This is a genomic window from Pseudomonas sp. 10(2024), from assembly GCF_045164175.1.
In the GTDB taxonomy this organism is placed as follows: domain Bacteria; phylum Pseudomonadota; class Gammaproteobacteria; order Pseudomonadales; family Pseudomonadaceae; genus Aquipseudomonas; species Aquipseudomonas alloputida.
The window spans coordinates 4,215,822-4,233,719 of sequence record NZ_CP174006.1 but is presented as its reverse complement, the minus strand read 5'-3'; the positions used below and the strand labels follow the sequence as shown (position 1 = coordinate 4,233,719).

16 protein-coding genes and 1 pseudogene are annotated in these 17,898 nt (G+C 64.1%); 15 read left to right on the top strand and 2 right to left on the bottom strand.

From position 1 onward, the window contains the following. The first annotated feature begins 7 nt into the window (after positions 1-7). The 8 genes and pseudogenes from ACI7M0_RS19185 to murB all read left to right on the top strand — a co-directional run bounded on the left by ACI7M0_RS19185 (position 8) and on the right by murB (position 6,869). A pseudogene (locus tag ACI7M0_RS19185) lies at positions 8-2,220 on the top strand (DNA internalization-related competence protein ComEC/Rec2). Between the two features lie 110 nt (positions 2,221-2,330). Next, complete coding sequence (locus ACI7M0_RS19180) at positions 2,331-2,966, top strand: MotA/TolQ/ExbB proton channel family protein (RefSeq protein ID WP_026031862.1); 636 nt, start codon at positions 2,331-2,333, stop codon at positions 2,964-2,966. Further along, positions 2,963-3,397: a biopolymer transporter ExbD gene (locus tag ACI7M0_RS19175; RefSeq protein WP_010952926.1), complete on the top strand. Its 435-nt coding sequence runs from the start codon at positions 2,963-2,965 to the stop codon at positions 3,395-3,397. Before ACI7M0_RS19180 ends, ACI7M0_RS19175 begins: the two co-directional genes overlap by 4 nt. Continuing rightward, positions 3,397-4,398: a tetraacyldisaccharide 4'-kinase gene (lpxK, locus tag ACI7M0_RS19170; RefSeq protein WP_129933942.1), complete on the top strand. Its 1,002-nt coding sequence runs from the start codon at positions 3,397-3,399 to the stop codon at positions 4,396-4,398. The genes ACI7M0_RS19175 and lpxK overlap by 1 nt, the downstream gene beginning before the upstream one ends. 44 nt (positions 4,399-4,442) lie before the next feature. After that, entirely contained in the window at positions 4,443-4,628 is a 186-nt protein-coding gene (locus tag ACI7M0_RS19165; protein WP_003247142.1) for a Trm112 family protein, read from the top strand. Then, positions 4,625-5,389 carry a 3-deoxy-manno-octulosonate cytidylyltransferase gene (gene kdsB, locus ACI7M0_RS19160; RefSeq protein WP_129933941.1) on the top strand — a complete coding sequence of 255 codons (765 nt, stop codon included), beginning with the start codon at positions 4,625-4,627 and terminating at the stop codon, positions 5,387-5,389. Before ACI7M0_RS19165 ends, kdsB begins: the two co-directional genes overlap by 4 nt. Then, positions 5,389-5,853, top strand: coding sequence for a low molecular weight protein-tyrosine-phosphatase (locus ACI7M0_RS19155; protein WP_064491353.1), 465 nt, complete (start codon positions 5,389-5,391; stop codon positions 5,851-5,853). Before kdsB ends, ACI7M0_RS19155 begins: the two co-directional genes overlap by 1 nt. Next, the gene (gene murB / locus ACI7M0_RS19150) at positions 5,850-6,869 is read left to right on the top strand and encodes a UDP-N-acetylmuramate dehydrogenase (RefSeq protein WP_129933940.1); all 1,020 of its coding nucleotides are present in this window, start codon (positions 5,850-5,852) and stop codon (positions 6,867-6,869) included. Before ACI7M0_RS19155 ends, murB begins: the two co-directional genes overlap by 4 nt. Before the next feature lie 420 nt (positions 6,870-7,289). Here murB and rne read toward each other — a convergent pair whose 3' ends face one another. Next, positions 7,290-10,550, bottom strand: a complete 3,261-nt coding sequence (rne, locus tag ACI7M0_RS19145; RefSeq protein ID WP_129933939.1) for a ribonuclease E — start codon at positions 10,548-10,550, stop codon at positions 7,290-7,292. Between the two features lie 797 nt (positions 10,551-11,347). On the opposite strand from rne, the gene rluC reads away from it, so the two are divergent. The 3 genes from rluC to ACI7M0_RS19130 are packed head-to-tail and all read left to right on the top strand — an operon-like array spanning position 11,348 to position 13,978. Further along, a complete protein-coding gene (rluC, locus tag ACI7M0_RS19140) occupies positions 11,348-12,304 on the top strand; it encodes a 23S rRNA pseudouridine(955/2504/2580) synthase RluC (RefSeq protein WP_003247149.1) in 957 nt (318 codons plus the stop codon). A gap of 3 nt (positions 12,305-12,307) precedes the next feature. Beyond that, on the top strand, positions 12,308-12,982 hold the full coding sequence (locus tag ACI7M0_RS19135) for an HAD family hydrolase (RefSeq protein ID WP_129933938.1): 675 nt from the start codon (positions 12,308-12,310) through the stop codon (positions 12,980-12,982). 6 nt (positions 12,983-12,988) lie between these two features. Beyond that, positions 12,989-13,978, top strand: coding sequence for a S49 family peptidase (locus tag ACI7M0_RS19130; protein WP_010952932.1), 990 nt, complete (start codon positions 12,989-12,991; stop codon positions 13,976-13,978). Positions 13,979-14,412: 434 nt separating this feature from the next. On the opposite strand, the gene ACI7M0_RS19125 is transcribed toward ACI7M0_RS19130, so the two are convergent. Next, positions 14,413-14,991 (bottom strand): nucleoside triphosphate pyrophosphatase, encoded by a 579-nt coding sequence (locus ACI7M0_RS19125; protein WP_049586855.1) that lies wholly within the window; start codon positions 14,989-14,991, stop codon positions 14,413-14,415. A 96-nt stretch (positions 14,992-15,087) separates the two neighbouring features. Here ACI7M0_RS19125 and ACI7M0_RS19120 point away from each other — a divergent pair, with 96 nt between their 5' ends. The 4 genes from ACI7M0_RS19120 to fabD all read left to right on the top strand — a co-directional run bounded on the left by ACI7M0_RS19120 (position 15,088) and on the right by fabD (position 17,891). Next, positions 15,088-15,615 (top strand): YceD family protein, encoded by a 528-nt coding sequence (locus ACI7M0_RS19120; protein WP_010952934.1) that lies wholly within the window; start codon positions 15,088-15,090, stop codon positions 15,613-15,615. 13 nt (positions 15,616-15,628) lie between these two features. Continuing rightward, on the top strand, positions 15,629-15,811 hold the full coding sequence (gene rpmF, locus ACI7M0_RS19115; protein ID WP_003247154.1) for a 50S ribosomal protein L32: 183 nt from the start codon (positions 15,629-15,631) through the stop codon (positions 15,809-15,811). Positions 15,812-15,814: 3 nt separating this feature from the next. Beyond that, positions 15,815-16,825, top strand: a complete 1,011-nt coding sequence (gene plsX, locus ACI7M0_RS19110) for a phosphate acyltransferase PlsX (RefSeq protein ID WP_104962283.1) — start codon at positions 15,815-15,817, stop codon at positions 16,823-16,825. A gap of 127 nt (positions 16,826-16,952) precedes the next feature. After that, positions 16,953-17,891 (top strand): ACP S-malonyltransferase, encoded by a 939-nt coding sequence (gene fabD / locus ACI7M0_RS19105; protein WP_129933675.1) that lies wholly within the window; start codon positions 16,953-16,955, stop codon positions 17,889-17,891. Positions 17,892-17,898: the final 7 nt, after the last annotated feature.

The following is a 17,898-nucleotide window of genomic DNA, read 5'->3' as shown; positions in this document are numbered from 1 at the left end:
CTACCTCATGCGCACAGGGATGTTTGCGCTCGCGCTCGGGCTGTTGTGCCTGGGCTTTCTGCCCGCATTGCCATCGGTCGGATGGTTGATAACCCTGGCAGCCTGCGCTGTCGGCAGCCTGTTTACCCGCGTCTGGCCGCTGGGTTGGTTTCTGCTGGGTTTGTGTTGGGCGTGCGGGTCTGCTCAGCTGGCCCTTGATGATCGTCTGGCTGCCGGCCTGGAGGGGCGCACCTTGTGGCTGGAGGGGCGGGTGGCGGGTTTGCCGGCCCGCACTGCACACGGTGTGCGTTTCGAGCTGGAAGCGCCACGCTCGCGGCGGGCCGAACTGCCTCAGCGCCTGCAACTGAGCTGGTTCGACGGCCCGCCGCTGCGGGCGGGCGAGCAGTGGCGGCTGGCCGTGACCTTGCAGCGCCCGGACGGGCTGCTGAACCCGCATGGGCCCGACCGTGAAGCGCAGTTGCTGGCGCGACGGGTGGGCGCGACGGGTACGGTCAAGGCGGGGCAGTTGCTGGCGCCAGTCGCCGGTGGTTGGCGCGATGCACTGCGTCAGCGCTTGCTGATGGTCGAAGCCAATGGCCGACAGGCAGCGCTGGTGGCCCTGGTGCTTGGCGATGGTGCGGGCCTGGCCCGGGAGGACTGGCAGACGTTGCAGGCCACCGGCACGGTGCACCTGCTGGTGATTTCCGGCCAGCACATCGGCCTGGTCGCCGGTTTGCTCTATGGCCTGGTCGCCGGGCTGGCGCGTTGGGGGCTATGGCCGGCAAGGCTACCGTGGTTACCCTGGGCCTGCGGCCTGGCCATGGCCGCAGCGCTGGCCTACGGGTGGCTGGCGGGTGGTGGGGTGCCAGTGCAGCGGGCCTGCCTGATGCTGGCCGTGGTGTTGCTCTGGCGTCTGCGCTTTCGCCACCTTGGCGCGTTTTTTCCGTTGCTGCTTGCACTGGTCGCCGTGCTTGTCTTCGAGCCACTGGCGGCGTTGCTGCCTGGGTTCTGGCTGTCGTTCGCCGCCGTGGCCACGCTCATCTACTGCTTCAGTGCCCGGTTGGGTGGTTGGCGGCCCTGGCAGGCCTGGACACGAGCGCAATGGGTGATCGCCGTCGGCTTGCTGCCGGTGTTGCTGGCCACCGGCTTGCCGGTGAGCCTCAGTGCGCCGCTGGCCAACCTTGTGGCGGTGCCGTGGGTCAGCCTGGCGGTCTTGCCGTTGGCGTTGCTGGGCACGCTGATGTTGCCGCTGGGGGGTGTTGGCGAGGCGTTGCTCTGGCTGGCAGGTGGCCTGCTGGATGTGCTGTTCCGCGGGCTGGCGCTGGTGGCGCAGCAGCGCCCGGCATGGGTGCCGCCGGCCCTGCCGTTGTGGGCCTGGCTGCTGGTATGTCTGGGTGTGCTGTTGGTTTTGCTGCCCCGTGGTGTGCCGCTGCGCGGGTTGGGAGGGGTGATGCTGCTGGCGCTGTGGGTGCCCCGGGAGCCGGTGCCGTTCGGCCAGGTCGAGGTCTGGCAGCTGGATGTTGGCCAGGGGCTGGCGGTGCTATTGCGTACGCGGCATCACAGCCTGCTCTACGATGCCGGGCCGGCCAGGGGGGAAAGCGACTTGGGGGAACGCGTGGTGCTGCCAACCTTGCGCAAGCTGGGGGTGGGCGGCCTTGACGTGATGGTGATCAGCCATGCGCACGCCGATCATGCGGGCGGGGCCGGAGCCATTGCGCGTGGTTTGCCGATCAAGCGGATAATCGGTGGGGAAGCACTGGTTGATATTCCGTTGCAGCCTTGTGCCAGTGGCGAGCAATGGGATTGGGATGGCGTGCGTTTTTCGCTGTGGCGCTGGGTGGACGGGCAGAGCAGTAATGACCGTTCCTGTGTCTTGTTGGTGGAAGCGCAGGGCGAGCGCTTGCTGCTGGCGGGGGATATGGAAGCTGCTGCCGAAAGGGCCTGGCTGGCGGACACTGAAATGCCGCGTATCGACTGGCTGCAGGCGCCGCATCATGGTAGCCGCAGCTCGTCCACCGAGGCGTTCGTCCGGGCTACCGCACCGCGCGGGGTATTGATTTCGCGGGGGCGCAACAACAGCTTCGGGCACCCGCACGTGCAGGTGGTCGAACGGTATGGGCGGCATGGGGTGGTGATGCATGATACGGCGGTGGAGGGGCATTGCGGTTGGTGCTGGGGCGGCATGGGGTAGTCGAGGGGGTTAGGGGGCAGCGGCGGTTCTGGCGGGTTCGAGGGGAGTGAGGCAGAGGCAGGCATCTGCCAGCCCAGACCCCAATTCCCTGACCTCCGGCAGATGAGCCCTCGGCGCGCCTATGGTAGAGTGGCGGCCTTTTTCCGAAGGGGCGTTTATTGTGTGGGAATTGGTCAAGTCCGGTGGTTGGATGATGCTGCCGATCATTCTGAGCTCCATCGCTGCCATGGCTATCGTCGTCGAACGCCTGTGGACCTTGCGCGCCAGTCGCGTCACCCCGCCGCACCTGCTGGGCCAGGTATGGATGTGGATCAAGGACAAGCAACTGACCAGTGACAAGCTCAAGGCCCTGCGTGCCGATTCGCCACTGGGTGAAATCCTCGCGGCGGGCCTGGCCAATTCGCGTCACGGTCGGGAGATCATGAAAGAGTGCATCGAGGAGGCCGCCTCGCGCGTCATCCATGAACTGGAGCGCTACATCAGCACCCTCGGCACCATCGCCGCCATGGCGCCTCTGCTGGGCCTGCTGGGCACAGTGCTGGGCATGATCGACATTTTCAGCGCCTTCATGGGCTCGCAGATGACCGCCAACGCCGCCGTGCTGGCCAGTGGTATCTCCAAGGCCCTGGTCACCACTGCGGCTGGCCTGATGGTCGGTATCCCGGCAGTGTTCTTCCACCGTTTCCTGCTGCGCCGCATCGATGAACTGGTGATCGGCATGGAGCAGGAGGCGATCAAGCTGGTGGAAGTGATCCAGGGTGACCGTGAAGTGGAAGTGGCCGGAGGCAAGGCGTGAAGTTCCGGCGCAATCGCCAGCGGGAGAACGTCGACATCAACCTGGCGTCGCTGATTGACGTGGTGTTCGTCCTGCTGCTGTTCTTCGTGGTTACCACCACCTTCACCCGCGAAACGCAACTTCGCGTCGAGCTGCCCGAAGCTACCAGCGCCGAGCCGGCGCCGGCCGACCCGGGCAAGCTGGTGGAAATCACCATCAGCGCCGAAGGCGTGTATTCGGTGAACAACCACCTGCTGCCCAAAAGCGACCTGGCCACCCTGAGCGAGGCCATAGAGCGCGAGTCGGGCGGCGACAACAAGTTGCCGCTGGCCATCAGCGCCGACGGCAAGACCCCGCATCAGGCTGTGGTCACCGCAATGGATGCTGCCGGCAAGCTCGGTTTCAGCCAGTTGCGCATGACCACCGTCGAGGCGGCCCAGGGCACGCCTTGATGGCGTTCGCCGATCGCTTGCTCGCTGCCTGGTATGCCGGGCATCCGGCGCTGGCGCTGCTGCGACCGCTGGAGGCCTTGTATCGCCGCGTGGTCACGCGCAAGCGCGCGCGTTTTCTAAGGGGTGACAGTGCCAGCTACCGGGCACCGGTACCGGTTATTGTGGTGGGCAACATCACCGTCGGTGGCACCGGCAAGACGCCGATGATCCTCTGGCTGATCGAACACTGTCGCCAGCAGGGGCTGAAGGTGGGTGTGGTCAGCCGCGGTTATGGTGCCAAGCCTCCACAGCTGCCCTGGCGGGTGCAGGCCGATCAGGCGGCCGATCAGGCGGGCGACGAGCCGCTGCTGATCGTGCAACGCACCGGCGTGCCACTGATGATCGACCCAGATCGCTCACGTGCCGTGCAGGCATTGCTGGCCAGCGAACCCCTCGACCTGATCCTGTGCGACGACGGTATGCAGCATTACCGCCTGGCCCGTGACCTGGAACTGGTGCTGATCGACGCTGCCCGCGGCCTGGGCAATGGCCGCTGCCTGCCGGCGGGGCCCTTGCGTGAGCCGGCCGACCGCTTGCGTGAGGCTGACGCGGTGCTGTTCAACGGCGCCAGCGAAGACCGCACCGATGGTTTCGGTTTCTGCCTGCAGCCGTCCGCCCTGGTCAACGTGCGCAGTGGCGAGCGCCGTGCGCTCGACCATTTCCCCGCCGGCCAGCGCCTGCATGCGGTGGCCGGTATCGGCAACCCGCAACGTTTCTTCAACACCCTGCTGGGGCTAAACTGGCAGCCGGTGCCGCATCCCTTCGCCGACCATGCGCAGTTCAGTGCCCGGAGCCTGGCTTTCAGCCCGCCACTGCCGCTGGTCATGACCGAGAAGGACGCGGTGAAATGCCGGGCCTTTGCCGCTGACGACTGGTGGTACCTGGCCGTCGAAGCGCAACCTACGCCGGCTTTCAGCGCCTGGTTCGACAACCAGCTGCAACGCTTGTTGCGCAAACCCTGAGCCCGTTTTCAATTTCCGGCCACCTGGCCTAAAGGAAGCCTCCAATGGACACCAAACTGCTCGATATCCTGGCCTGCCCGATTACCAAGGGGCCACTCAAGCTGAGCGCCGACAAGACCGAGCTGATCAGCAAGGGCGCCGGCCTGGCCTACCCGATTCGCGACGGTATCCCGGTCATGCTGGAAAGCGAGGCACGCACCCTGACTGACGACGAGCGTCTTGACAAATGAGCCTGGAATTTACGGTAGTAATCCCCGCCCGGCTGCGCTCCACCCGCCTGCCAGGCAAACCGCTGCTGCTGATTGCCGGCAAGCCGATGGTGCAACATGTGTGGGAGCAGGCCCGCAAGAGCGGTGCCAGCCGTGTGGTCATCGCCACCGACGACACCAGCATCCTTGAAGCCTGCCAGGCCTTCGGCGCCGAAGTGCTGATGACCCGTGCCGATCATGAATCGGGCACTGACCGCCTGGCCGAAGTGGCCGCGTACCTCGGCTTGCCGCCTGACGCCATCGTGGTCAACGTGCAGGGCGACGAGCCGCTGATCCCGCCGGTGATCATCGACCAGGTGGCGGCCAACCTGGCTGCGCATCCGGAAGCCGGTATCGCCACCCTGGCCGAGCCGATCCATGAGCCAGAAACCGTGTTCAACCCTAACGCGGTCAAGGTGGTGAGTGACAAGAACGGCCTGGCCCTGACGTTCAGCCGAGCGCCGCTGCCCTGGGCCCGCGATACCTTCGCCAAGGCCCGCGACGTGCTGCCGGAAGGGGTGCCATATCGCCGCCATATTGGCATGTACGCTTACCGTGTCGGCTTCCTGCACGACTTCGTCAGCTGGGGCCCATGCTGGCTCGAGCAGGCTGAAGCGCTGGAGCAGCTGCGTGCCCTGTGGCACGGCGTACGCATTCACATCGAGGACGCCATCGAGGCGCCTGCCGTGGGTGTCGACACCCCTGAGGATCTGGAGCGCGTACGGCGCTTGCTGGAGGCCTGATGCGCGTCCTGTTCGTGTGCCTGGGCAACATCTGCCGCTCGCCCACCGCCGAAGGCGTGCTGCGCCATCAATTGCAGGCCGCCGGGCTCGCCGACAAGGTGCAGGTGGCTTCTGCCGGCACCGGCGATTGGCATGTCGGCAAGGCGCCAGACAGCCGCACCTGCAAGGCGGCGCTGGCGCGCGGTTACGATCTGTCGCAGCAACGCGCCCAACAGGTCAAGGCATCGCACTTCGCCGAATACGACCTGGTGTTGGCCATGGATGAGCACAACCTGCGCGATCTGCGCGCCTTGCGCCCGTCCACGGCAGTGGGTGAACTCGACCTGTTCCTGCGCCGCTACGGTGCAGCCCTGGATGAAGTGCCAGACCCGTACTACGGTGGCGCCGACGGCTTCGAGCAGGTGTTGGATCTTGTGGAAGCGGCTTGCCAGGCGCTGGTACTGGAAATCAAGGGGCGTCTATGACCGTGCAGTGGCAGGAGCAGGTATCGCTCAAGCCTTACAATACCTTCGGCATCGACGTGAAGGCGCGCTATTTCAGTCAGGTGCAGGACGACCAGCAGGTGCGCCAGGCACTGGACCAGGCACAGCAAAGGGGCCTGCCGGTACTGGTGATCGGGGGTGGCAGCAACCTGCTGCTGACCCGCGATATCGATGCACTGGTGCTGCACATGGCCAGCCGTGGTCGGCGTGTGCTCAGTGACGATGGCGAGCGTATCGTGGTCGAGGCCGAGGCCGGTGAGCCGTGGCACGCGTTTGTGCAGTGGACGCTGGCGCAGGGCTATTGCGGGTTGGAGAACCTCAGCCTGATCCCCGGCACCGTCGGTGCTGCGCCGATGCAGAACGTGGGCGCATACGGGGTGGAGATCAAGGACGTATTCGCCGGGCTGACAGCTCTGGACCGTGAGACGGGCGAGCTGCGTGACTTCGGTTTGGCAGAATGCGCTTTCGCCTATCGCGACAGCCTTTTCAAGCGCAACCCTGGCCGCTGGTTGATCCTGCGGGTGCGCTTTGCCCTGACCCGCACCCTGCACGCTCATCTGGATTACGGCCCGGTGCGCCAACGCCTGTCTGAGCGGGGTGTGACCGAGCTGACCGCGCAAGCGATCAGTGATGCAATCTGCAGCATTCGCCGCGAGAAGCTGCCAGATCCGGCAGAGTTGGGCAATGCCGGGAGCTTCTTCAAGAACCCGGTGGTAACGGCTGATCTGGTCGAGCGTATTCGTGCGCAGTATCCCGGTGTCGTGGCATACCCACAGGCTGATGGTCAGGTGAAACTGGCGGCGGGCTGGTTGATTGAGCAGGCGGGCTGGAAGGGCCATCGTGAGGGTGATGCTGGCGTGCATCGCTTGCAGTCGCTGGTGCTGGTCAACTATGGCCAGGCGAGCGGGGCGCAGATGCATGCGCTGGCGCGCAAGATTCAGGCGGATATCTTCGAGCGGTTTGGGGTTGAGCTGGAGATGGAGCCTAATCTTTACTGATTTGCCGGCTGTGAACCCCCGTAGGAGCGGGTTTACCCGCGAAGAGGCCGGGCCTGGTGGCCAATTTCCACCCGCCGTTCACCGTTGCCGCCACCACCGTATTCGCGGGTAAACCCGCTCCTACACCGGATTGGTGGTGGACACAGATCGGTGGTTGGGCACAGGCCGTCGTGTAGGAGCGGGTTTACCCGCGAAAGGGCCGGTCCTGCTGGCCAATCTCCACCCGCCGTTCACTGTTGACGCCGCCACCGTATTCGCGGGTAAACCCGCTCCTACACCTGATCGGTGGTGGACACACATCGGGGGTTGGACACAGGCCGCCGTGTAGGAGCGGGTTTACCCGCGAAGAGGCCAGTCAGGCAAACCAAAAAAAAGCCCCGCCAGTCGCACTGGCGGGGCTTTTTCATTCAGCTTTGGCTATCAGCCGTGATGAGGTTTGTGCTCATCGGCGGTTTCCAACGCTGGTTCCTGGGAAGCTGCAGCAGCTTCCTGTGCGGCTTTGGCAGCAGCCTCGGCCTCGCGCTTACGGCGACGCACTTCACGTGGGTCGTTCGGTGCGCGGCCGTTGGCCAGCATGACAGTGGCAGGTTCGACCACTGCAGGTGCCGGTGCAGGCTCGGCCACCACTTCTGGCTGGGCTTCGACAACCGGGGCAGGCTGCACGGCAACTGGAGCGACTTCGACCACGGCCGGGGCCTGTTCGATTTCACCGGCTTCTACCGCTGGGGCTTCTGCCGGGGTTTCAGTGACCGCGGTTTCTGCAGCCACGACTGGCTCAACAGCAGGTGCATCTTCAACGACAGGCTGCGGGGCCACTTCGACCACAGGCTCGGCAGTTGCCTCGGCTGCGACCACTGGCTCGGTGACCGGCTGCTCGACCGCTGGGGCCACGGACGCTTCTTCAGCTTTGGTGGCCGCTTCGACTTGCTCGACCGGTTGGGCGGCTTCGCTGTTGTCGGTTTCTGCAACGGCAGCGACTTCGGCGGTAGCACGCTCGGCCTGCTGGTTAGCCTGGGCTTCTGCGTCCGAGCTGATGTTGCTGCTGGCGACAGCAGCCGTCACGGCAAGGCCAGCAGCCAGTTCGGCACCCAGCTCGGTGGCCTGGTGCTGTTGTGGCTGCTCTTCACTGCCTTCTTCTTCACTGCCGTCGATCAGCTCGCCATTGGCATTGCGCTGACGCTCACGACGGTTGCTGCGACGACGCTGGCCACGGGAGCGGCGGCGCGGGCGCTCGCCATCGGTGCCTTCCTGCTCGTCTTGCAGCAGCTCTTCGCCTGGCAGTTGCTCTTCGGCCAGCTCGGCTGCCTGTTCGGTTGCTTCTTCAGCAGCGCGTGGTTGGCGCTCTTCGCGTGGTGGGCGGGGGGCGCGTTCTTCGCGTGGAGCACGCTCTTCGCGCGGTGCGCGTTCCTCACGTGGAGCACGTTCTTCACGCGGGGCGCGTTCTTCACGTGGAGCACGCTCTTCGCGAGGGGTGCGTTCTTCACGCGGTGCGCGTTCTTCACGTGGGGCACGCTCTTCACGCGGTGCGCGTTCTTCACGTGGAGCGCGCTCTTCGCGGGCTACACGTTCTTCACGCGGCTGGCGCTCTTCGCGTTCGGCTGGCGGGGTAGCGTCCAGCGGCTCGCGCAGTTCGCGAACGCGCTCTTCGCCGCGGTTGCCACGGCGGTCTTCGCGTGGTTGGCGCGGCGCACGTTCTTCGCGCGGTGCACGCTCTTCACGTGGGGCACGTTCCTCACGCGGCGCACGCTCTTCGCGTGGGGCGCGTTCCTCGCGCGGTGCACGCTCTTCACGCGGTGCGCGCTCGGCACGCTCTTCACGCGGCTTGCGTTCTTCGTCGCGGCGGCCGTTGCGGTTGCGGCTTTGCTGGCGGCCGTTGCGGCGTTCTTCGTTGCGCGGGCTGCGCTCGGCAGCCGGTTTTTCGGCGGCGGGAGCCACTGGCGCGGCGGCAGGCTCGTCCTTGCCGGCGAACAGGCTCACCAGCGACTTCACCAGGCCTTTGAACAGGCTTGGCTCCGGAGCGCTCGGGGCAGGGGCCACCGGCGCGGCAGCCTGGGGCTCTTCAGCGGCGGCCGGTACCGGTGCGTTGGCGCGGGCCGGGGCCGTCTTCACTGCAGCTTCCTGGCGTACCAGCGTGCGGGTGGCGGTCGGTTGCGGCGCTTCTTCGGCTTCGGCGGCGGCGATTTCGTAGCTGGACTGGTTGTTCAGCACTTCAGGGTTGTCGTCGCGCAGGCGCTGGACTTCGAAGTGCGGGGTCTCCAGGTGGTCGTTCGGCAGGATGATGATGCGCGCACGGGTGCGCAGCTCGATCTTGGTGATCGAGTTACGCTTTTCGTTCAGCAGGAACGCGGCTACCGGGATCGGCACTTGAGCACGTACTTCGGCGGTGCGGTCCTTCAGGGCTTCTTCTTCGATCAGGCGCAGGATGGCCAGCGACAGCGATTCGACGTCACGGATGATGCCGGTGCCGGAGCAGCGTGGGCAGACGATGCCGCTGCTTTCGCCCAGCGATGGGCGCAGGCGCTGACGGGACATTTCCAGCAGACCGAAGCGCGAGATGCGGCCTACCTGGACGCGGGCGCGGTCGGCTTCCAGGCATTCACGCACGCGCTCTTCAACGGCGCGCTGGTTCTTCGCCGGGGTCATGTCGATGAAGTCGATGACGATCAGGCCGCCGATGTCACGCAGGCGCAGCTGGCGGGCGATTTCCTCGGCCGCTTCCAGGTTGGTCTGCAGGGCGGTTTCTTCGATGTCGCTGCCTTTGGTGGCGCGCGCCGAGTTGATGTCGATGGACACCAGGGCTTCGGTCGGGTCGATCACGATCGAACCGCCGGACGGCAGGTCGACCACGCGCTGGAAGGCGGTCTCGATCTGGCTTTCGATCTGGAAGCGGTTGAACAGCGGTACGCTGTCTTCGTACAGCTTGACCTTGCTGGCGTACTGCGGCATCACCTGGCGGATGAAGGTCAGCGCTTCTTCCTGGGCGTCGATGCTGTCGATCAGTACTTCGCCGATGTCCTGACGCAGGTAGTCGCGGATGGCGCGGATGATGACGTTGCTTTCCTGGTAGATCAGGAATGGCGCGGCGCGGTCCAGGGACGCTTCCTTGATGGCGGTCCACAGCTGCAGCAGGTAATCCAGGTCCCACTGCATTTCTTCGCTGCTGCGGCCAAGGCCGGCAGTGCGCACGATCAGGCCCATGTCGCCCGGTACGGTCAGGCCGTTCAGGGCTTCGCGCAGTTCGTTGCGCTCTTCGCCTTCGATGCGGCGCGAGATGCCACCGGCACGCGGGTTGTTGGGCATCAGCACCAAATAGCGGCCGGCCAGGCTGATGAAGGTGGTGAGGGCGGCGCCTTTGTTGCCGCGCTCTTCCTTCTCGACCTGAACGATGACTTCCTGGCCTTCGCTGAGCACTTCCTTGATGTTGACCCGGCCTTCTGGGGCTTTCTTGAAGTACTCGCGGGAGATTTCTTTCAGCGGCAGGAAGCCGTGACGTTCGGAACCGAAGTCGACGAAGGCGGCTTCGAGGCTGGGTTCGATGCGGGTGATCTTGCCTTTGTAGATGTTGGCCTTTTTCTGCTCGCGCGCGCCGGACTCGATGTCCAGGTCGTAGAGACGTTGGCCGTCCACCAGGGCTACACGCAACTCTTCGGGTTGAGTCGCGTTAATCAGCATTCTTTTCATGTTGTACCGTCGGTTTCCGGGCTGCCGGAAACGGCGTTCGGCACACACGACGTCTCATGGTCGGTGCCAAGGTGCGCAAAGGGTGGCCGGGCCACCCCCGTGTCGAGCGACGTTCGGCACCAGCCGGTTGCCCAGCCTGCCGTTGTCGCGACGACGCGTCCTGTTTGCTGCGGTGCCAACAAGGCCCCGGTGGCTTCGAATAGGTATCCGAATCAACCAAGCGGGCCTTGTGCACTCAGTCAGGAGGAGGAATCAACCGTCAGCCGTGGACGCCCGGAGGGCATCTGTTCAGGACCTTATCCGCTCACCAGCCGTCAGTGGGCTGGTGGCCGGACGCGGTGCTACACGGTCCGAGGGCTGTGCATCTCCACCCTGCACGTATCCCTGATAATTCGGGTGCTGCCGCGCGCTGAATCCGCAACGGGTTGCATTTTTCGCCAGCGCTGGTTCTGCGCTGGCGCCATTCATGTCCAAGGCAGGTATTTCCGAAGCATTCGCCGGGCGATGCGTGGAAGCGACTCGCGGGCAGAGGTGCAGCGAAAAGAATCGGGTAAGCAGGTGAAACACCGCACTTGTCGTTTTTTTTCGGTCTTCTCTACACGGCGCTGGTGGCGATTCCAGGCATTTCGGTAAACTGGCGAAAACCCCGTAGGACGGCCTCGCGTCCTGGAGAATTGCGAAGGTCAGGGACCGGCAAAGAGCCTGGTGCCGCTGGCCTGCCGCTTTTGGCGGCGTTCGCGACTATAGCAGCAATGATTAAGTGCTTCAATTCCATAAAAAATTGTTATGATCTCGCAATGACGACCAATACCCCTCCGACTTCCGGCGTTCAGCTGATCGAAGTCGCGCCGGAGCTTGCCGGCCAACGCATCGATAATTTCCTCATCACGGCCCTCAAGGGCGTGCCCAAGACACTGGTCTACCGCATCCTGCGCAAGGGTGAGGTGAGGGTCAACAAGGGCCGCGTCAAGCCGGAGTACAAGATCCAGGCCGGCGACATCGTGCGGGTCCCGCCCGTCCGCTTGCCGGAACGAGACGAACCGGCGCCGGTGGCCCAAGGCCTACTGCAGCGTCTGGAAGCCGCCATTGTCTACGAGGACAAAGCGCTTATCGTGATGAACAAGCCGGCCGGCATTGCCGTGCACGGCGGCAGTGGCCTGAGCTTCGGGGTGATCGAGGCGCTGCGCCAGTTGCGCCCGGACGCCAAGGAGCTGGAGCTGGTGCACCGCCTGGATCGCGACACGTCTGGCCTGTTGATGATCGCCAAGAAGCGCAGCATGCTGCGTCACCTGCATGCCGCCCTGCGCGGTGATGGTGTCGACAAGCGCTATATGGCGCTGGTGCGCGGCCATTGGCCAACCTCGAAAAAGCAGGTCAACGCGCCGTTGCTCAAGAGCAACCTGCGTTCCGGCGAGCGCATGGTCGAAGTGAACGATGAAGGCAAGGAGGCGCTGACCCTGTTTCGCGTCCTGCGCCGTTTTGGTGACTTTGCCACCATCGTCGAGGCGCGCCCGATAACCGGTCGTACCCATCAGATCCGCGTGCACACCCTGCATGCCGGGCACATGATCGCTGGCGACAGCAAATACGGCGACGAAGACTTCAGCCGGGAAATTCGCGAGTTGGGCGGCAAGCGCCTGTTTCTGCATGCCTATGCGTTGACTGTACCGCTGCCGGACGGTGGTGAATTGAAGCTCGAGGCGCCTGTGGATGAGGTCTGGGCGAAAACCGTTGAACGTCTGAGTGCGTCCTGATCCATGAAAAAAGGCTATGAGCTACTGATCTTCGACTGGGACGGCACCCTGGCCGATTCCATTGGGCGTATCGTCGAGGCCATGAGTGTCGCCGCAGAGCGCGCCGGTGAGGCGCAGAGCAGCGACGATGCGGTCAAGGGTATCATCGGTCTGGCCTTGGACGAGGCGATCCACACCCTGTACCCGCACCTGGCGCCTGCAGAGGTTGCCAGCTTCCGCCAGCACTATGCCGATGTCTACGTTGCGCTGGATCAGCAACCTTCGCCGTTGTTCGATGGCGTGGTCGAGTCGCTGGATGCCTTTCGCGCCGAGGGTTACCGCCTGGCGGTGGCCACCGGCAAGGCCCGTCGCGGGCTGGATCGGGTGCTCAAGGCCAATGGCTGGGAGCGGTTCTTCGACATCACCCGCGCCGCTGACGAGACCCGTGGCAAGCCACACCCGCTGATGCTTGAGGAAATCCTCGGGCATTGTGGCGTCGAACCGTCGCGTGCGCTGATGGTCGGAGATTCGGCATTCGACCTGCAGATGGCCAGCAATGCCGGCATGCATTCGGTGGCGGTTGGCTATGGTGCCATGTCGCTGCAGGCGCTGGCCGAGTTTGGCCCGCAGGTATGCATCGATCACTTTTCCCAGTTGCGCGAGTGGCTGGGTGGTTCCGCAATTCCACTTCCAAGGTAGGTAAGCATGGCAGACGAATGGAAAGCCCCTGAGGCCGAGCCCGGGGAGCGCGAAGAGCGCAACAGCTGGAAGCTGCTGGAAAAGACCTTGCTGGCCAGCGTGCAGGAGCAGCGACGGTCGCGGCGCTGGGGGATCTTCTTCAAGCTGCTGACCTTCGTCTACCTGTTCGGCATTCTGGCGTTGTTCTCGCCGCTGATGGACATGGACAAGGCCGCTTCGCGCAGTGCCAGCCATACCGCGCTGGTCGAGGTGCGTGGGGTGATTGCCGATCAGGAGGCTGCCAGCGCCGATAACATCGTCAAGAGCCTGCGCGAAGCGTTCAAGGACGACAAGACCAAGGCTGTGGTGATGCGCATCAATAGCCCGGGTGGCAGCCCGGTGCAGGCGGGTTACGTGTATGACGAAATCCGTCGCCTGCGTGCCGAATATCCCGCCATCAAGCTGTATGCGGTGATCGCTGACCTTGGTGCTTCCGGTGCCTATTACATCGCCAGTGCGGCGGACGAGATCTATGCCGACAAGGCCAGCCTGGTGGGGTCCATTGGGGTGACGGCGGCGGGTTATGGCTTTGTTGGCACCATGGAGAAGCTAGGGGTCGAGCGCCGTGCCTATACATCGGGTGAGCACAAGGCGTTCCTTGATCCGTTTTCGCCGGAAAAACCAGAAGAGACCCGGTTCTGGCAGGGTGTGCTGGATACCACGCACCGGCAGTTCATCGCCATGGTCAAGCAGGGGCGGGGTGAGCGCCTGAAGGATAAGGAGCACCCGGAGTTGTTCAGCGGCCTGATCTGGTCGGGTGAGCAGGCCAAGGCGCTGGGGCTGGTGGATGGCTTGGGCAGTGCCAGCTATGTGGCGCGTGAGATCGTGGGCGAGAAGGAGTTGGTTGACTTCACCGTTCAGGAGTCGCCTTTCGATCGCTTCTCCAAGCGCGTGGGTGCCAGCGTGGCTGAGCACCTGGCGATGTGGATGGGGTTCCAGGGGCCGCAGTTGCGTTGAGTTCGTCGCAGTTCTTGTGGTGTCTGGCAGATCAAGCGCCGCCCGCGCGGCGCATCGCGCGCAGGCTCGCTCATCGATCGGGGTGCCCAGCGGTGCGTTGTAGGAGCGGGTTTACCCGCGAATAGGCCAGGCCTGCCGGCCAATATCCCTAGCCATTCACCGTCGCAGCACCATCGCATTCGCGGGCATGAGCTGGTGTCGCCATGCCCGTTGTAGGAGCGGGTTTACCCGCGAATAGGCCAGGCCTGCCGGCCAATATCCCTGGCCATTCACCGTCGCAGCACCATCGCATTCGCGGGCATGAGGTGGTGTCGCCACGCCCGTTGTAGGAGCGGGTTTACCCGCGAATAGGCCGGACCCGCCGTCCAGCATCCCCGATCGTTCACCCTCCCGGGCGGCGCTCGATCTGCCGGGCGCCCAAATCCCCAGCCAGGTTACGGAACCATCACCCCTTCCTTGGTCAGCATATCCACCAGCCGAATCAGCGGCAGCCCGATCAGGCTGGTCGCGTCGCACCCGTGCGTGCTCTGGAACAAGCTCACCCCCAGCCCCTCCGCCTTGAAACTCCCTGCGCAATCCAGCGGCTGTTCTGCTGCCACGTAACGCTCGACCTGCTCCCTGCTTAGTTCACGCAGTGTCACGGTAAAAGGCACGCAATCCACCTGGCATTGCCCGGTGGCGCTGTTCAGCAGTGCCAGCCCGGTAAGAAAGCTCACCTGCTGCCCGCTACACTCCAGCAGTTGCTCGCAGGCGCGCTCGAACGTATGCGGCTTGCCCAGCACCTGCTCGCCCAATACCGCAACCTGGTCCGAGCCTATGATCAGGTGTCGGGGGTGGCTGCCTGCCAATGCCTCGGCCTTTTGCCTGGCCAGCCGGCGCACCAGCTCTACGGGCGGTTCGCCATCCAGGCGTTGCTCGTCTATATCGGGGCTTGCCCAGGTGAAGGGCAGGTGCAGGCGTGCGAGCAGTTCGCGGCGATAGGCAGAGCTGGAAGCCAGTAACAAAGGAAGCATGGTAGACTCCGGGTTCGGTTGAACCAATTCTATCACGCACGATGCCGCCTAATTTCCTTTGACAGGGGCGGGGGGCATCCCTAGAATGCTGCGCCTATGTTGAATGACCCGATTCCACCTCACGTTGACCCGCGCAAATTAGCCGATCGTGGCGTAACCCTTAACGGTTCGCTGCAACTCGCTGATTTGGAAAGACTCTGCGACCCGCTTTCCGACAATGTCGGTACGGTGCAGGCGAAGTTCGATTTTGAACGAGATGAACAGCACGTGGTGGTTATCCACAGCGAGCTGGACGTCGAAGTCAAGATGGTTTGCCAGCGTTGTCTTGAGCTGGTCACCCTACCGATCCACAGCGAATGTACATACGCCGTGGTGAAGGAGGGTGCGAATACCCAGTCGTTGCCGAAAGGCTATGACGTGCTGGAACTGGGCGAAGATCCTTTGGATCTGCAGGCATTGGTTGAGGAGGAGCTTTTGCTCGCCTTGCCAATCGTGCCTGCTCATCATCCGGAAGAATGCCAGCAGCCGGCGGGCGCAGACGAGCCCGAATCGAGCAAGGACGAGGTATCGCGGTCCAACCCGTTCAGTGTTTTGGCGCAGTTAAAGCGTGACCCAAACGTTTAGGAGTTAATCAATTATGGCTGTTCAGCAGAACAAAAAATCCCGCTCTGCCCGTGACATGCGCCGTTCGCACGACGCCCTGTCGGAAAACGCGCTGTCGGTAGAGAAAACCACCGGTGAAGTTCACCTGCGTCACCACGTTTCGCCAGAAGGCGTATACCGTGGTCGTAAAGTGGTCGACAAGGGCGCTGACGAGTAATCCTTGTCCGCTCAGGTCATCGCGATCGACGCAATGGGCGGGGACTTCGGTCCCCGCAGCATTGTCCAGGCTAGCATTGCCTGCCTTTCGGCTACCCCCTCGCTTCATCTGACCCTCGTCGGTCAACCCTCCCTCCTTGAAGATCTCGTCAGCGGCCTGCCAGCTGCGGATCGCGCGCGCCTGCAGATTGTCGCCGCCAGTGAGGTAGTCGGCATGGACGAGCGGCCATCCCAGGCGTTGCGTGGCAAGCCGGATTCGTCGATGCGCATCGCCCTCGAACTGGTGCGCGACGGAAAAGCCCAGGCCTGTGTCAGTGCCGGCAATACCGGGGCGCTGATGGCGTTGTCGCGCTTCGTGCTCAAGACCCTGCCGGGTATCGACCGGCCGGCCATGGTGGCGGCGATCCCGACCCAGGCGGGTTACTGCCAACTGCTCGATCTGGGCGCGAATGTCGACTGCAGTGCCGAAAACCTCTACCAGTTCGCGGTAATGGGCTCGGTGGCCGCTCAGGCCCTGGGTGTGCATCGGCCACGCGTGGCGCTGTTGAATATCGGTACCGAGGACATCAAGGGTAACCAGCAGGTCAAGCTGGCTGCCACGCTGTTGCAGAACGCCCGCGGCCTCAACTATGTCGGTTTCGTCGAAGGGGATGGCCTGTACCGGGGTGAGGCAGACGTGGTGGTGTGCGACGGTTTTGTCGGCAACATACTGCTCAAGTCCAGCGAGGGCCTGGCGACGATGATTGGTGCGCGCATCGAAAAACTGTTCAAGGGCGGTGCTTTTGCCCGCGTTGCCGGGGCCGTTGCCATGCCGCTGCTCAAGCGTCTGCAGGCCGACCTGGCGCCGGCGCGGCACAATGGGGCGAGCTTCCTGGGGCTGCAGGGTATCGTCATCAAGAGTCATGGCTCGGCGGGCGTGCAGGGGTTTCAGAGTGCCATCCAGCGGGCGCTGATCGAAATTCAGGAAAACCTGCCGCAGCGGCTGCACGGCCGCCTTGAAGATCTGTTGCCTTAGGCATTTCGCCGATGAAGTGCTTAAATGTGACCGCTTGGTCTATGTTTCCATCCAAGTTTTCAGATTCCGCGCCTGGCCTCGGGCCTGGCGCACACTATCCGACGACAAGATCATAAGGGCTTGTTCAATGTCTGCATCCCTCGCATTCGTCTTTCCCGGTCAAGGTTCCCAGTCGCTGGGCATGCTCGCCGAGCTCGGCGCCGAGAAGCCAGTGATCATCGAAACCTTCAAGGAAGCGTCCGAAGCGCTCGGCTACGACCTGTGGAAGCTGGTCCAGGACGGCCCGGAAGAGCAACTCAACCAGACCGACAAGACCCAGCCGGCAATCCTTACTGCGTCCATCGCACTGTGGCGCCTGTGGCTGGAAGAGGGCGGTGCCAAGCCTGCCTTCGTGTCCGGGCACAGCCTGGGCGAATACAGCGCCCTGGTCGCCGCTGGCAGCATCAGCCTGAAAGATGCCGTTCGCCTGGTCGAGCGCCGCGGTCAGCTGATGCAGGAAGCCGTACCGGCCGGTCACGGCGCCATGGCTGCCATTCTCGGCCTGGACGATGCTGTGGTCGTGGAACTCTGCGCCGAAGCCGCTGAAGATGAAGTGGTCAGCGCCGTGAACTTCAACTCGCCTGGTCAGGTGGTCATCGCCGGTAACAAGGCGGCGGTAGACCGCGCCATGGAGCTGTGCAAGGCCAAAGGTGCCAAGCGCGCCCTGCCACTGGCGGTGAGCGTCCCGTCGCACTGCGCCCTGATGAAGCCCGCCGCCGAGCGCTTTGCCGATTCGGTCAATGCCATCGAATGGAAGGCCCCGCAGATTCCGGTGGTGCAGAACGTCACTGCTGCCGTCGCCGCCGACCTCGATGCCCTCAAGCACGACCTGCTGGCACAGCTGTACCAGCCGGTACGCTGGGTCGAGTGCGTGCAGACCCTGGCCGCCAACGGTGCGGTCAACCTGGTCGAGTGTGGCCCGGGCAAGGTCCTGGCTGGCCTTAACAAGCGTTGCGCCGACGGCGTGACCACCTACAACCTCAACACCCCTGACGCCGTTGCTGCCACCCGCGCGGCACTGGCCTGATTTGGAG

What these genes read in the sequence shown, in the direction of transcription:
- ACI7M0_RS19135 (WP_129933938.1), top strand. Translation starts at nt 12,308, where the DNA reads ATGAAAAAAGGCTATGAGCTACTGATCTTCGACTGGGACGGCACCCTG.
- ACI7M0_RS19155 (WP_064491353.1), top strand. Translation starts at nt 5,389, where the DNA reads ATGCGCGTCCTGTTCGTGTGCCTGGGCAACATCTGCCGCTCGCCCACC.
- kdsB (WP_129933941.1), top strand. Translation starts at nt 4,625, where the DNA reads ATGAGCCTGGAATTTACGGTAGTAATCCCCGCCCGGCTGCGCTCCACC.
- rluC (WP_003247149.1), top strand. Translation starts at nt 11,348, where the DNA reads ATGACGACCAATACCCCTCCGACTTCCGGCGTTCAGCTGATCGAAGTC.
- murB (WP_129933940.1), top strand. Translation starts at nt 5,850, where the DNA reads ATGACCGTGCAGTGGCAGGAGCAGGTATCGCTCAAGCCTTACAATACC.
- lpxK (WP_129933942.1), top strand. Translation starts at nt 3,397, where the DNA reads ATGGCGTTCGCCGATCGCTTGCTCGCTGCCTGGTATGCCGGGCATCCG.
- ACI7M0_RS19120 (WP_010952934.1), top strand. Translation starts at nt 15,088, where the DNA reads ATGTTGAATGACCCGATTCCACCTCACGTTGACCCGCGCAAATTAGCC.
- ACI7M0_RS19130 (WP_010952932.1), top strand. Translation starts at nt 12,989, where the DNA reads ATGGCAGACGAATGGAAAGCCCCTGAGGCCGAGCCCGGGGAGCGCGAA.
- ACI7M0_RS19165 (WP_003247142.1), top strand. Translation starts at nt 4,443, where the DNA reads ATGGACACCAAACTGCTCGATATCCTGGCCTGCCCGATTACCAAGGGG.
- rne (WP_129933939.1), bottom strand. Translation starts at nt 10,550, where the DNA reads ATGAAAAGAATGCTGATTAACGCGACTCAACCCGAAGAGTTGCGTGTA.
- fabD (WP_129933675.1), top strand. Translation starts at nt 16,953, where the DNA reads ATGTCTGCATCCCTCGCATTCGTCTTTCCCGGTCAAGGTTCCCAGTCG.
- ACI7M0_RS19125 (WP_049586855.1), bottom strand. Translation starts at nt 14,991, where the DNA reads ATGCTTCCTTTGTTACTGGCTTCCAGCTCTGCCTATCGCCGCGAACTG.
- rpmF (WP_003247154.1), top strand. Translation starts at nt 15,629, where the DNA reads ATGGCTGTTCAGCAGAACAAAAAATCCCGCTCTGCCCGTGACATGCGC.